This is a genomic window from Paenibacillus periandrae (assembly GCF_022458865.1).
GTDB classification, from domain to species: Bacteria; Bacillota; Bacilli; order Paenibacillales; family NBRC-103111; genus Paenibacillus_S; species Paenibacillus_S periandrae.
Window position 1 is genome coordinate 60,095 of record NZ_JAJNMU010000024.1, and the last position, 13,541, is coordinate 73,635.

The following is a 13,541-nucleotide window of genomic DNA, read 5'->3' on the forward strand; positions in this document are numbered from 1 at the left end:
TGCCCAAGCTGCTACCATTTAACATTACATTCCACCTGAGGTTATGTAATAATTAAGGTAGCCTATATAAATCCAGAGTAAAGGAGTCCTGACCTATGCAAATATCTTCTTTTTTATTTCCTAAAGATCAAGTTGCTTATATCACCACCTCAATGTCCATGAAAGAAGCTATGGAACATTTGGAGCATCACCAATACTCGGCAATCCCCATCATTGACAATGAAGGGAAATATATAGGCACCCTATCTGAAGGCGATTTGCTATGGAAGCTGAAAAATACTGCTGGTCTTTCTTTTGACAATATGAATAGTGTCTCCGTAATTGACATCAAAAAACGCCTCAAGATTGAATGTGTTTCGATTAATGCACAGATGGAGGACATGCTGGCATTGGCGGCTGATCAAAACTTTGTACCTGTCGTAAACGATGATCGTGTGTTTATCGGTATTATTCGCCGCAAAGATATTATAGAATACTACACCAAAAATATAACCGATTAACATGGCTTCTATGATTACAGTCAATTCCGGCTCTTATTTATTAACTACACTCACTGCAAAGAGGCTGCTAATGACAGCCTCTTACATACATAAGAATTGGTGAAATCAAGCATAATAAGTAGATCATTGAAAGTGGCGGAATCATCCCATCCTAGAACAATCCGTTAGGAGATCATGCAGCCTATGCGTAACGAATCATCGCGTTTATTTATCGCCATTCCTATAAACGAACAATGGAGACAACAATTGACTCAACAAATGACAAGCCTCCAATCCAAGCTTCCTTTTCAAAAATGGACACACCCCGAGGATTACCATATTACGCTGAAATTTTTAGGGGATACCTCTGTTGAACAATACGAACAGCTGTCTAAGCTGTTAACCCATGCTGCTGAAACAACCCGGCCATTTCAATTAACACTGACAGAATGGGGAACCTTTGGCCCTCATGCTTCACCCAGTATTTTATGGGCAGGTGTGGGAGGTGATTTATTACCATTAATGAACTTACAGCAAAATATAGATAATCGTATGACTATACTTGGATTCCCCAAGGAAAATCGTGAATTTCACCCTCACTTGACCATAGCTCGACGCTATCAAGGTGACTCTACCCCATTCTCTATTACAAATTTGGTCCCACACGTATCGGAATCTGCTATGTACGGGACGATCAACGAATTTAAGCTTTATAAAAGCCATCTTAAAAAAACACCAATGTACGAACCCATTGCTTCTTTTACATTCAGTAAATAAAAGAGTCGCCGTTCTGTACAGCGACCCTTTACCTTACTTTTTCTTTGCAGCGATGAAAGCATCGACCTGTTTTTGCACCTCAACAATAATCCGGCCCAAGCCTGCTGCTTTTTGCTTCTCAATATACTCGCTTACCGCTTTATCCGCATCCTTAACAGCACCACGCCTCAATCGACCGGCCTAGTTCGTTTTGAACCTGATCGCACAAAACACTCCAGCACACCATCTATTAACTGTCAAAAAATCCCTTTTAAAGGTCTGTCCATTATCGCAAGTCTATGAATATCCAAATATTCACTAGTAGATTGTAGGTATGGATTCCTTGCATACACTCCCATATATATGGAAATAATGTAAATACTTTATGTCTCTTCTTTGCAAGGAGTACAGCATGCGGAAAAATCCAAAAGATAACAACCTACAGCCCAGTCATCCGTCCGCTCAACAGTTAGCTTGTGCTTCTTCATCAGATAACCTGGATTCGAACGCCATTTCTTCGCGATTAGAAGACAATTTGAAGCGCATCCAAAATTATTTTGCCAATTGCCACGATCTGAAAATTTTCCCTTGGGGCTACGGTCCGAAGCTGGAGCAAACGGCATTTTCTGTCTATTTCGAAACGCTAATCAAGCCTGATCATAAAAATCACCTTAAAGAGACACTGCAAAATCTCGTCCCTCACGAAATCGGTCCCGCTACCTCGGTTACGATCGACAATCTGATTGATTTTTTTGAAAACGATGGCGTGTCCTCCCCTTCAGCTGAACTGATGGAAGATATGGATCAAGCCGTCAAAAGAATTCTGGATGGAGAAGTCATAATCTTCTTTAATGGATGGAATAAAGCGATTGGTTATGCTGCCCTCAACGTTGAACAGCGTCAAGCCTCTGAACCCATTACAGAACCTACAGTACAAGGTCCTCACGTAAGCTTCATTGAGAGTCTTGATCGCAATATCGGCGTCATTCGCAGCCTGCTTAAATCGCCCAAGCTTAAATTCGAGTTTTTTACAGCCGGGGAACAGAGTCAGAGAACGGTATCGTACGGCTATTTGGAAGGAACTGTGAATCCTGATACGTTAAACGAATTCAAAAATCGGATTGCCATAATTGATAAGGAAGAAATTCTTGAGGTTTCCTACCTTGAAGAGTGGATCGGGGATTCACGATACTCACCTTTTCCGCAGGTTCGATATACAGAACGTCCAGATACCGCTATTACTGCTCTGCTGGATGGCAAAATTATCAGTATGGTGAACGGGAGCCCCTCTATGTTAATTTGTCCGGGCAATTTCGTAGAGTTCTTCATGACAAGCGAGGATTATTATTATCGAACGATTTTTTCTTCATTAATCCGGTTGATTCGGGTCGCAGCTTTTATTATTGCGCTAATGCTTCCGAGTACCTATATCGCTTTGTCTACCTTCCATTCCGAGCTCATTCCGACTGTTCTGCTTCTTGCGATATTAAACACGCGGGAGGGAATTCCGTTTCCGGCTGTGATTGAAGCGCTCATTATGGAATTTTTCTTTGAACTGCTAAGGGAAGCAGGCATAAGGCTGCCTCGACCGATAGGCTCTGCCGTAAGCATTGTCGGAGCTCTCGTTATCGGTCAGGCAGCTATTCAATCGCAGATTACTTCCCCGGTGATGGTCATTGTTGTCGCCTTAACGGGCATTGCTTCCTTTGCGCTCCCTCAATACAATATGGCGATTGCCATTCGAATTTTGCGGTTTCCGTTAATGATCATAGCCGCAACGTTCGGAGGGCTCGGGATTATGATCGGCTTCATCCTCATTTACCTCCATCTGGCTACTTTGACATCTTTGGGACAGCCGTACCTATCGTCAATAGCTCCACTGGATATGAAAAGACTGAGAGATGCCATTATCGTGTTGCCACGACGGGTGCTGCTTCATTCGCCGCGCAATCGACACTTGCTCAAAAAGAGCTCAGAAGGGAAGAAAATACAGTGAAGTCGTTATACTCCATTCTCGTTTCCTTGGTGATCCTTGGTTTGACCGCTGGATGCTGGGATAATAATGAATTGGACGAATACGGTTATGTCCAGGCGGTGGCCATTGATCGGACGAAAGACGATTTCATCCAGTTAACGACCCTTTTCTACAATCCTTCTAACAAGATCGATATGGGTACAACCAGCAAAACTGCCGAGAAGGGCATTAACATCCAAACGAGCGGAGAAACGATCTTCGAAGCCATTCGGGACATCTCAAAGAAGTTCGGACGCAAGCCCAAATGGGATCATATGCGAGTTATTTTGATCGGAGAACAGCTGGCCAAAACCCAAAATATACGTGAGGTCCTTGATTTTTTCTCCAGAGACCATGAGCCACGCGGCACGGTTCTCCCCCTGGTAGCACAAGGCTCAGCCGGAGATTTTTTGAAAATTCAACCATTTATTGAGCAGACTGTTGGCCAGCAATTTAAAAAAATGGAAACCAGCGGCTCCCTTTATTCCGCCAAAACCTCCAGCATCCCGCTGTATGAGCTGGCGATTCAATTGAAAAGTCCTTCCAAAACGTCCGCCATCCCCTACATTCATAAAAGCAGCTCGCAAAATAAAGCGGAGGTGTCCGGGGTGGCGTTCATTAAAGACGGCAAGCTGGTTGACCTCCTTGACGAAGCGGATACGGAATCGTTCATCATGCTGACAAATAAGTACATTAGTGGGACTTTAGAATTTCCATGCATCAGCAGCACAAAAGAGCAAGTGCAAAGCAAGGAATCGTTTGAAGTTCTCGCCTTCAACAGTGTAGTAACACCAACAGTTAAAGATGAGGTCGTGTCGATAGGGGTTAAGATTCGTATCGAAGGCACGGTTGGAGAACTGCGATGCTCCTTTTTAAAAACAAAAGAAGATGTAGACCGCTTCGAGCTTACCATCAGTGACCAGGTCAAACAACAACTTCAACACGCAATCTCGATTTTCAAGCGACAAGAGCTGGACGCTATAGGTATCGGCAATCAAATTTACAGGAAAAACCCGAAGCTCTGGAAGCAGCTTGAGCCCACATGGAACAAGCTGCTTGCCCAAGCTCGTTACCATATCGATGTAGATGTTGAAGTATTGAGTACCGGCTTAAATGTAGGAACACCCTTTGGAACAAAGGAGAAGTAGCCGTGATTGGTAAACTAGTCTGTTTTTTGTTGCTGGCTGCCGCTATGCTAGCCTCCGACATACCCAAGTTCAAAGAAGCGTGCCCCCGTGATCGCTTTGTTTATGGTGCGATGCTCGCACCGCTGCTGTATCTCGGTTTGGTATTTATTACCGCTAAGCCGTGGCCTAATCTTGACACCATCTTCGATCTATTGCATGGTCCAGCCAAGCAAATCATCCATTGGCTCGATCCTGCAAATTCTTGAACCAACCTGGAATCAGGAGGAACCTATGAAAAAGTCAGAACGTATTAGCTCAGTCCAAATGACCATGCTGTTCCTCTTCTTTATAACAGGTTCTTCCATCGTCATTATCCCTGCACCCCTGACGAACGCTGCTGGCAATGGAGCATGGATTTCTCTTCTGATCGCCTTGGCAATGGGAATGCTCCTATTAGCAGGCGTTCTTTATTTATATCGGCAATATCCGAACAAATCACTTATTGAATACAGTCGCTTCACGCTAGGGAACGTATTGACCACGGTGCTGCTTATTCCACTCACTTGCGTGATGTTCTGGCATGTAGCGGGCATAGTCATTGAAATCGGAACCTTCTTTAAAAGCACGATGTTAAAAGAGACGCCTACTTATGCCGTAAACTCTCTGCTTTTCGTGACGATAGCCCTGACGGCACTTGCCGGCATTGAGGTGATGGCTCGAATGGCGGCTGTTTTAATGGCTCTGATGTTTGGATTCATCATCATCATTTGGGTGCTCGTCTGGAACTTATACCATCCCGAATATCTTCTTCCTGTCATACCGAACGGGATTGGACCCATCCTTAAAGCTGCATATATTGTATATGGATTTCCCTACGCCGAGCTAGTCGTTTTTTCCATCATATTGCCTTACGTACAACAAGAGGACACGGCTAAGGTTGGGAAGCACCTGTTTCTCGCACTCGTTGTTAATGCCATGACGCTGTTGGCCTCGATCATCTGCAGCATTATGGTGCTGGGCCCCTTATCCGGTGACCTCAAATATTCGATATATCAGCTTGCACGGTTAATCTTTATTCAAGAGATCATCGAAAGAATCGAGTCAATTATCGGATTCTCGCTTATTATCGGCTTTTACTTCAAAGCATCCATTCTGCTGCTTATTCTTATGCGCGTTCTTTCACAATTGCTTAGATTGAAGAACGATCGCCTTCTGGTCTTTCCCGTTGCTTTTATCTGCCTTCTGCTGTCACTCACGACCTATACCAAGGAATCGGCACTCGAAGAGATCGTCAACACAACATGGCCCCTGCTTAATAATGTCGCTTACATTGCTCCACTGCTTCTGATCTTCATAATTACTTTCATTCGGCAGCGCATCAAAAGAAGCAAAAATCAAGATGTATAAGCAGGTGTCCAATCATCGACGAACAGCATACTATACTTCAAACCAACATTTGAGGTGAGTATAGTGAGTAAAAAAGCAACAAAGAAAAACACGCCACCCTCTTCGATAGATAAATATAAATTTAATATGAAGGTAGTTACCTCCGATGTCTGCAGCCGATGTAAAAAATGCGAGCGTGGTCGTCGTTACCTGGAGGAGATGTCCCAGCCTGGTGCAATTGGTAAAGGCGTTCCTTGTATATTAACCCGCGGAAGAGCCTACGTGTAAATGAAGTGTGCCCTCTATACTTTAAACCGGTCGATAGACAGCTGCAGTTGACCTGCCATTTCACTTAAATGCCGGATTGAGCCTGTCATATGTCCCATCGAGGCAAGCTGCTCTTGTGTTGAGGCAAGAATATGCTGCGTGCCGTCCGCATTCGCTGCGGCAACCTCGGCAATCGCATGGATCGCTTGTGCAACGTGAACCGTGTCTGTTTCCATCTGTCCGGATACCTCGGTGACCTCGGTCATTTCCTGATCAATCTCACCGATGGATTGAACGATAAAGCTGAACGACGCACCAGCATGGTTCACGTCCTGCAGCCCGGAATCGACAACCTTCGTACTTTCGTTCATGAGCATGGCCGCTTTCCGGGTTTCTTCCCGAATTGTTGCAATCAGCTCTACGATTGTTTCCGCCGATCGTGCCGATTGAATAGCCAAGCTGCGTACTTCCCCTGCGACAACTGCAAATCCTCTGCCCTGTTCACCTGCGCGTGCGGATTCAATCCCTGCATTCAATGCCAGCAGATTCGTTCTACGGGCTATATCCGTGATGAGCTCGATCGATTTCTCAATCTCCAATGCTCTAACCTGAAGCCCGCCAACGACTTCATTCATCGAAGTCATCACCTCGTGAGCCTCGGTCATCTGCTTCATAGCTGTTCTTATCGCATCATGACCCTGATAAGCCGCTTCCTTTGCATGGTCTACGGTCAAGGACATATGACTGGATTTGACGGCAATCCTCTCGGCATGTCGGGAGATCACATCGATGATGCGAGAGCTCTCTGCTACGCTTATATGCTGCTTCACCGACCCGGCTGCAACCTCCTGCACTGTGGCAGCAATTCGCTCTGACGCGTCTCCTGTTTCTGCAGCACTGGAATTTAACTGTACGGAATGCGTTGCGAATTGCTCCGCATGGGTGCCCACTTGTTGAATAAGCTCACGAAGCTTATACACCATCTGATTAAATGATCCTGCCAGCTCTCCAAATTCACCCTTGGATCTGATCATGATTTGTCGGGTCAGATCGCCTTCTCCATCCGCTATATCTTTCAATTGGCGGTTAACTACTGCCAAAGGTCGGGAAATGCGAGCGGCCAATATGATCCCGAACGTTAATGCTATCAGGATCGCGGCGGCACTGGCAATGACAATCATTTGACGTGTTGACTCAACAAGCTGCGCATTCGTCCGATAAGCTGCATTCATCAATTGCTCCTGCTGGTCAACGATTGTTTTGGTCACATTTTTGATTTCCGAGCCGGTTGGGAGCACTTCCAAGCTAATGAGCCTTCTCGCTTCTTTCGGGTCTGATTTCAAGAGTGCTGCAACTTTATCAGCCTGCGACTGCAGCTGCTTATTCAAATTCGAAATCTCTTTGGCCGTTACCTTCCCTTCCTCCGACAAATTGTTAGACACTTTCCCCACCAGTTCGTTCAGATCTGCATTCGTCGATTGAAACCCTTGCAAATACTGGCTCTCATTGACTACAAAATAAGCGTTAAGGAAGTTCATTTGCTGAGCCGCATCGAACTGGATGACATGTGAATCGAAGGCAGCCCGTGCCTGAACCTCCACCAGTGCCGTATACGATTCGTTGACCGTCTGTAAATACCGATAAGACATCCCTCCAATAACGCCGAGCAAAAGCGGAGCGATCAGAAAACCGATGATGATTTGTTTACCAATGGACAATTTCAACTTGTAACCCCCTGTGTCCAAATTCGTATAAGAACAACTAGATTGTGCTTTACATATCTTACCGCACTGCATGTAAAGTTTGTGTTAAAAAAAGAAACACCAAGCCTGAAAGATTCCAAGGCTTGGCATTTTTTCTTTTGGGCAATCAGCTGTTGACTGCGATTTGCACAGAGGCTTCTTTGAGTATACGATCCAATTCCTGATCAGGACGCCGATCTGAAATAATTCGATCTATAGCTTCCAGAGACGCGAACGAGAATAAATCCTTCAAGCCATACTTCGTATGATCCATGACAACATTCACTTCTGAGGCTTGCTCGATGACAAGCCGTTTAATTTCGGCTTCATGCATATTGGAATTACTAAAGCCATGCTTGATCGATACGCCAGTGGTGCCGATGAAAACACGGTCAAATGCCATTTGTGCAATGGAGCCTGCTGCAATAGGACCGACCAAAGTCGATGTTTTATCCAGAAGCATGCCTCCAACAACGATTGTAGCAATTTGCTTGGCTTGAAGCTCAGCGGCAATATTAAGAGCATTCGTGACGACGGTAATGTTCATATCGGATTTCAAATATTTGGCTACCTGCAGTGTTGTTGAACCGCCATCCAGAAATATAGAATTGCCAGACTTAACAAGCTGGGCGGCTTGCTGGCCAATGCTCATTTTTTCATCCATCATGATACCTGTACGATCCTGCAGCGCAATATCCTTGCCAACGAGAATAGCGCCTCCAAAGGTACGTCTAAGCAGTCCGATGAACTCAAGCTTTTCCAAATCTCTGCGCAGTGTCATTTCGGCAACGTCAAACATATCCTTCAATTCGGCAATTTTAACTTCGCCGTCCAAAGCCATTCGATCCAAAATTTGCTGCTGACGTTGGTTGATGATTGGGTTATGCGTCATGGTGAACCCCCGTTACTTTTCTTCATTCCCTCTATTATCCATGGAACTCAGGTCAGTAGCAACCTTAAGCTGTATTTCACCGTCTCACCGGGCTCCAGAAAAACAAGCGTTCCTTGCTCACGCTCTTTGTGGCGGCCTTCCACATGGCAGTTAGCAGGCTCGATGCCTAACACATGGGTACCGGCTCCTGGCATTTTCCACTGAATAAGCTTGGGCAAGGTGTCTGAAGACCATTGAAGGGTAGCCTGAACCTCAGCATCTCCGTTATGAAAAGGGAAATGGGGATTGATAATTTGCACTTCCGCTTTGCCTTGCATTCGGTGATAGTAGACTTGTTCTTGATAATTTGCATCAGGAGCCTGCCAATCCTTATACCCCTGAATCGAATTACCGTGTTCCCGCGATTGCACATAAGTATCCTTGAAATGGAGTTCAGTTCCCTCGCTTAACAATGGAAATCCGAAATTAAAATGGTACAGGATCATGTGCGGACAGCGCAGGAAGCCCATATTGCGCACCTCGTCCTGAATGATTATTTCGTTCTGTCCGAGGCGACTAATAATTTGCCGCGATAAGCGAAGGCACCCTCCAAAGATCGAGGTTTCTTCCAGCTCGCCAGAAATGTTCATTTCCATTTCGTCATCCGACCAGCTGCTTACAGCCGAGACCTGCCTTGCGATCGTATGATGGATTCGACCGTGCATACCAAGGCTTTCCCCATCATCCTCGCCAGATGAGCCTACTTGCATCAAACCGCAGGTCATCAGTAAACCACCGGATGCTGTACGAAGCCAGCCATTGCCCACAGCATCATAAAAAGCAGGATGTGTATCACCATTGGGAGATTGCCAGCTAATGGGTACTCCATGAAATTCGGCTAGCGAAATGTCCAAGCCCTTGGATGGGGTTACATAATAGCTCAAGCCCGCTCCCGTTCGTACCTGAATCTGCTCAACACCCGTTTCATTACCCTCTGTGCCGATGAACCTCCTAATGCCGGCAATTTGTTCAATTTTACCCACCCGTGCTTCTAGCTCACGCCTCGACCAGTTTTTCCCATACAATTTCATCGGCTGGTATCCTTTTATTCATCTTCCGTAACGATTGGAATCCGTTCAATTCGGGGATCTGTAAAGATATCATACTCATCACGGCTTGTGCTGGAAAATTCGGATACAATCGCACCCGAGTCACCCGCTTGAAACCAATGCTTAGTACCAGGTTCAATTGTATATTGTTCACCAGGAAGCAATTCGATCTCATGAAACACGGTATAATAAGGCTCGCTCCCAGGCGGAACTATTGACTGAATGCTTGCCGCAGCTTCGCCATCGACATACAGGAATACTTTTCCCGAGCGGCAGCGAAAGGTTTCCATTTTGCCGGGATCATCGCCGACTGGCGGGTGTATATGCTCCGGGCATGTTTGACGAGGGAACAATACTAATTCTTTAGCGCAGTAACGGTCATTATTGACATATGTGATGAGCTCCAAGCCTTGAATGTCAAGCTCACCTAGCCCAAAACCTGCTATTTCAATATGCTCCTGCTCCTCCTTTGTTAATGCTATACCGCTAGACTTCAACATCGCGGCTGCACGCTCCTGTGCTTTGCCAAATTCACTTCGTTTCATAAATGATCCATTCCCTTATCTACAGATTTGTGATGAGGTCCAGCCCAGAGGCTGTCCTGATTGATGCTCCAATTATGCAAATTAAGCTTCATTTCACGCTTTGCCCAACCGCCGTCTATTCGACTCCATACGGCTGATCCATGCGGAATGCCACTTGTCGCGTCAGCCTGCTCAACATTGCACGCACCAACACCGACAGCGGTATGAAGTGTATCTTCTATAGTCAAGCCTCTCATCAAACCAAGTAAAAATCCCGCAATTGTGCAGTCCCCGGCGCCTGTAGTCCCTGTGACATCTACTTGATAACAAGATGTGATCAACTCACTATTCGTCCAGTTCTCGAGATGGTTTTGAGTGGGAGCACAGTGCCCCATAGCCAACAGACGACTGCTATTGGACGTTGTTCGCACATACAAGCCATGCTCGCCAAGCTTTAGCCCTACGATGGCTGCACCCATATCGAGCAGCTGCTCCGATATTTCAGATAAGAGGGCTCCACTTGCAAAGGGTAAAAGATCCCCAGACACAGATTCTTGTTGAAACTGTTTATAATAATCAGGATGCAGCATGTAAAGAATTTCCTCAAAGCTCGGCAGAAACACATCGACATAGGGGAGTACTTTTGTAAATATAGCACGCCAATCGGCTTTACCCGCATCAGACTCAGGATCAGGCTTAGCCAAATCAAGCGATACCGTCAACCCGCTATCCTTGACCCTTTTGAGCAATAAGGCCAATTCAGCACCATCATTCTCATACATCCTGCGCATTAAAGGAGGGTATCCAAAATGAAACAAGCGTACACTTTGGAGCTGTTCTGGAGTTAGGTCTGAAGCCGAATACGTATCGTTAGCTCCTGTAGCATGCAGGAAGGTTCGATCGATGTGTGGTGGGCTAATCACGATAGAATACGAGCTGTGCTCGTCAGGAGACACAATCATACCTTCGACTAATGTTGGGCTATATTGTCTTAATAGGTTTAGAATAGCATCACCGAACTGATCTTTACCAATTTTACCCATTAATTTCACCTTGCTGCCCAGCCGGTGAAGCGCTATTCCCGTATTGGAGACAGCACCTCCAGTTGAAATGACAGCAGGACCTATATCCACCAATTTACCTGGAACCAGCAAAGCATCCATTCCAGCCTGCTTCTCGTAGATAGTCGGTATGATATCCAGACAGATATGTCCCGCCACGATCACTTCCGCTTCGTTGCCACTCAAAGCTAATCCCTCCAGTCGATCGATATCGTTTGTCCTGTCCGGTTGGATTCCAATGCTGCTGTAAAAATTTTATGGCTGCCTGCTGCCTCTTCTGGCGTTGCACAGTAGAACGGCTGCTGCATATCGTTATTGTGCGCCAGTTCATCACAGAATGCTGCCCACATCTGGAGAATCGAATCTGAGAAGCCAAACTCAAAGATACCTCCAGTAATTGTGCCATAAGCTGATTTGTAAGGAGCATCCACTACATGCCACGCTTGAGGACCACCCGGTTTATAGGGCAAGGAAGCTACCTGCTTAGGGTTTTTCGTTGTAAATTCTGCCGAGAAATCCGTACCTGTTATCCGGATAAACCACGTATTCGCATGACCTGGGGCAATCCGTTTGGTTGATAGAATCATAGGAAACTGCTGGTTTTCCTGTTCAACCTCACAAGCAAGGATGGCGTTGTCCCACGTTTCGCAGGGCACCATGTTTCCTTTGCCATCCGGTCGTTCGGGTATGATTTTGGACAATAAGGCTCTTACAGACTTTGGCTTCCAGCCGTAACGCATCGGAAGGTGCAGGACATGCATGCCTAAATCCCCCATACATCCATATTCGCCATTGGTAGCGATTCGCCTTTTCCAATTAATCACTTTTGTTGGGTCAAGATCGCTGGAATGCCAGAAACCCGCTTCGACTTCAATAATTTTACCGAATTTATTGTCTTGGACCCACTGAAAGATTTGTTGAGTTCCCGGGTAAAATGGAAATTCAGAGGAGCAGCGAACAATGACCTCTGGATGATTCATAATGGCTTCTGAAATCAGTCGATTGGCTTGCTGATCAATACCAAACGGCTTTTCTCCCAGCAGATGCTTGCCTGAGTTGATAATATCGACATAAATTTCCGCATGAAGCTGATGGGGAACCGCACAATAAATGGCATCTACAGCAGGATTGGCAAGAAGCTCCTTATAGTCGGTGTATGCGGCTTCCACGCTTGTAATGTTAGTCTGGAACCACTCCGTCGCCGCAGAGCTCGCATCACATACAGCCACTATTCTCGGTTCAAAATCAACATCGGTCAGATGGCTCCAACGGGCTGCCGCGCTGGCAAACTCTTTCCCCATTAATCCGCAGCCAATAACTCCAAAGCGAATGATTTTTTTTGACATTTTGATAATCCCCTTTTCAATGTTACCGAGATAGTAAAGCCTGGGCCTGCTCTGCAGAGGCTCCGTGGTGAACAATCGACATCAAGGCTTTGGTCATACCCGCTGGATCCGGATGCTGAATCACATTACGGCCATATACAATTCCTGAAGCGCCTTGCTTCATCAATTCTACGGTACGATTTATAATTTCCTCATCGCTGGCTCTTCCACCGCCACGAACAAGTACTGGAATCCCGGAAGCAACTTCAATGACACGGTGATATTCTTCTACATGGTCACAAGGGTCAGCTTTTATCACATCTGCACCTAATTCAACAGCCTGGCGCACAAGCGGCAATATTTTCTGAATATCACCATCTACCATATAACCACCCTTATCTTGACTCGCCATAACCAAAGGCTCCACCATCAGGGGCATGCCGTATTTTTCACATTCTGTTTTTAATAGAGAAACATTTTTAGTGCATTGGTGGTGCAGCTCTGGCTGATTAGGCAGCAGCAAAAGATTTACACACACCGACACCGCATCCATGCGAACAGCTTGCTCGATGGCCTTATCGATAAGCTCACTAAACAAGAAACGCGGCAGCACGCTTCCATAAATATTAGCCACATCTGTGCGAAGCACGAGCCCAGGCTTCTGGCTGCCAGGGATCGATTGCAGATGTCCAGCCTGGCCGATGCTTAGCTGAATACAATTGGGACCTGCTTCCACAATCGTTGCGATCGCTTGCTTCATATTCTCAATTCCAGCCAAAAATCCATACTCGTTAAAAAAACCGTGATCAACAGCCACATCAAAGCATTTACCTTGCGCACTGAACATTCGATTCAATCTTGGTTTTAGTTGTAGCGACAA

15 protein-coding genes are annotated in these 13,541 nt (G+C 45.9%); 7 read left to right on the forward strand and 8 right to left on the reverse strand.

Translation table 11 applies throughout. From position 1 onward, the window contains the following. The first annotated feature begins 95 nt into the window (after window positions 1-95). On the forward strand, window positions 96-500 hold the full coding sequence (locus LRL21_RS33490; protein WP_240420149.1) for a CBS domain-containing protein: 405 nt from the start codon (window positions 96-98) through the stop codon (window positions 498-500). 183 nt (window positions 501-683) lie between these two features. Then, window positions 684-1,256 carry an RNA 2',3'-cyclic phosphodiesterase gene (thpR, locus tag LRL21_RS33495; RefSeq protein WP_240420150.1) on the forward strand — a complete coding sequence of 191 codons (573 nt, stop codon included), beginning with the start codon at window positions 684-686 and terminating at the stop codon, window positions 1,254-1,256. Between the two features lie 33 nt (window positions 1,257-1,289). Here the strand turns inward: thpR and LRL21_RS33500 are convergent, their stop codons facing one another. Further along, on the reverse strand, window positions 1,290-1,427 hold the full coding sequence (locus LRL21_RS33500) for a DUF3502 domain-containing protein (protein WP_240420151.1): 138 nt from the start codon (window positions 1,425-1,427) through the stop codon (window positions 1,290-1,292). Between the two features lie 220 nt (window positions 1,428-1,647). Here LRL21_RS33500 and LRL21_RS33505 point away from each other — a divergent pair, with 220 nt between their 5' ends. The 5 genes from LRL21_RS33505 (at window position 1,648) to LRL21_RS46980 (ending at window position 6,050) form a co-directional block, all read left to right on the forward strand. Continuing rightward, window positions 1,648-3,231, forward strand: a complete 1,584-nt coding sequence (locus LRL21_RS33505; RefSeq protein ID WP_240420152.1) for a spore germination protein — start codon at window positions 1,648-1,650, stop codon at window positions 3,229-3,231. Continuing rightward, window positions 3,228-4,397: a Ger(x)C family spore germination protein gene (locus LRL21_RS33510; protein WP_240420153.1), complete on the forward strand. Its 1,170-nt coding sequence runs from the start codon at window positions 3,228-3,230 to the stop codon at window positions 4,395-4,397. Before LRL21_RS33505 ends, LRL21_RS33510 begins: the two co-directional genes overlap by 4 nt. A 2-nt stretch (window positions 4,398-4,399) precedes the next feature. Next, window positions 4,400-4,642 (forward strand): hypothetical protein, encoded by a 243-nt coding sequence (locus tag LRL21_RS33515; RefSeq protein ID WP_240420154.1) that lies wholly within the window; start codon window positions 4,400-4,402, stop codon window positions 4,640-4,642. A gap of 25 nt (window positions 4,643-4,667) precedes the next feature. Next, window positions 4,668-5,783 carry a GerAB/ArcD/ProY family transporter gene (locus LRL21_RS33520; RefSeq protein ID WP_240420155.1) on the forward strand — a complete coding sequence of 372 codons (1,116 nt, stop codon included), beginning with the start codon at window positions 4,668-4,670 and terminating at the stop codon, window positions 5,781-5,783. A 63-nt stretch (window positions 5,784-5,846) separates the two neighbouring features. Then, on the forward strand, window positions 5,847-6,050 hold the full coding sequence (locus tag LRL21_RS46980; protein ID WP_076234228.1) for a hypothetical protein: 204 nt from the start codon (window positions 5,847-5,849) through the stop codon (window positions 6,048-6,050). 14 nt (window positions 6,051-6,064) lie between these two features. Here LRL21_RS46980 and LRL21_RS33525 read toward each other — a convergent pair whose 3' ends face one another. The 7 genes from LRL21_RS33525 to LRL21_RS33555 all read right to left on the reverse strand — a co-directional run bounded on the left by LRL21_RS33525 (window position 6,065) and on the right by LRL21_RS33555 (window position 13,541). After that, window positions 6,065-7,753, reverse strand: coding sequence for a methyl-accepting chemotaxis protein (locus LRL21_RS33525; RefSeq protein WP_240420156.1), 1,689 nt, complete (start codon window positions 7,751-7,753; stop codon window positions 6,065-6,067). A 145-nt stretch (window positions 7,754-7,898) separates the two neighbouring features. Further along, window positions 7,899-8,663, reverse strand: coding sequence for a DeoR/GlpR family DNA-binding transcription regulator (locus tag LRL21_RS33530; protein ID WP_240420157.1), 765 nt, complete (start codon window positions 8,661-8,663; stop codon window positions 7,899-7,901). A 47-nt stretch (window positions 8,664-8,710) separates the two neighbouring features. Next, window positions 8,711-9,733 carry a DUF4432 family protein gene (locus LRL21_RS33535; protein WP_240420158.1) on the reverse strand — a complete coding sequence of 341 codons (1,023 nt, stop codon included), beginning with the start codon at window positions 9,731-9,733 and terminating at the stop codon, window positions 8,711-8,713. Between the two features lie 14 nt (window positions 9,734-9,747). Next, window positions 9,748-10,296: a D-lyxose/D-mannose family sugar isomerase gene (locus tag LRL21_RS33540; RefSeq protein WP_240420159.1), complete on the reverse strand. Its 549-nt coding sequence runs from the start codon at window positions 10,294-10,296 to the stop codon at window positions 9,748-9,750. After that, window positions 10,293-11,522: a carbohydrate kinase family protein gene (locus tag LRL21_RS33545; protein ID WP_240420160.1), complete on the reverse strand. Its 1,230-nt coding sequence runs from the start codon at window positions 11,520-11,522 to the stop codon at window positions 10,293-10,295. Before LRL21_RS33545 ends, LRL21_RS33540 begins: the two co-directional genes overlap by 4 nt. 2 nt (window positions 11,523-11,524) lie before the next feature. Continuing rightward, window positions 11,525-12,682 (reverse strand): Gfo/Idh/MocA family protein, encoded by a 1,158-nt coding sequence (locus LRL21_RS33550; RefSeq protein WP_240420161.1) that lies wholly within the window; start codon window positions 12,680-12,682, stop codon window positions 11,525-11,527. A 22-nt stretch (window positions 12,683-12,704) separates the two neighbouring features. Then, window positions 12,705-13,541 (reverse strand): class I fructose-bisphosphate aldolase, encoded by an 837-nt coding sequence (locus tag LRL21_RS33555; RefSeq protein WP_240420162.1) that lies wholly within the window; start codon window positions 13,539-13,541, stop codon window positions 12,705-12,707.

Excerpts from the sequence above, each read along its gene's own strand:
- LRL21_RS33505 (WP_240420152.1), top strand. The coding sequence starts at position 1,648 with ATGCGGAAAAATCCAAAAGATAACAACCTACAGCCCAGTCATCCGTCC.
- LRL21_RS33550 (WP_240420161.1), bottom strand. The coding sequence starts at position 12,682 with ATGTCAAAAAAAATCATTCGCTTTGGAGTTATTGGCTGCGGATTAATG.
- LRL21_RS33490 (WP_240420149.1), top strand. The coding sequence starts at position 96 with ATGCAAATATCTTCTTTTTTATTTCCTAAAGATCAAGTTGCTTATATC.
- LRL21_RS33520 (WP_240420155.1), top strand. The coding sequence starts at position 4,668 with ATGAAAAAGTCAGAACGTATTAGCTCAGTCCAAATGACCATGCTGTTC.
- LRL21_RS33535 (WP_240420158.1), bottom strand. The coding sequence starts at position 9,733 with ATGAAATTGTATGGGAAAAACTGGTCGAGGCGTGAGCTAGAAGCACGG.
- LRL21_RS33530 (WP_240420157.1), bottom strand. The coding sequence starts at position 8,663 with ATGACGCATAACCCAATCATCAACCAACGTCAGCAGCAAATTTTGGAT.
- LRL21_RS33540 (WP_240420159.1), bottom strand. The coding sequence starts at position 10,296 with ATGAAACGAAGTGAATTTGGCAAAGCACAGGAGCGTGCAGCCGCGATG.
- thpR (WP_240420150.1), top strand. The coding sequence starts at position 684 with ATGCGTAACGAATCATCGCGTTTATTTATCGCCATTCCTATAAACGAA.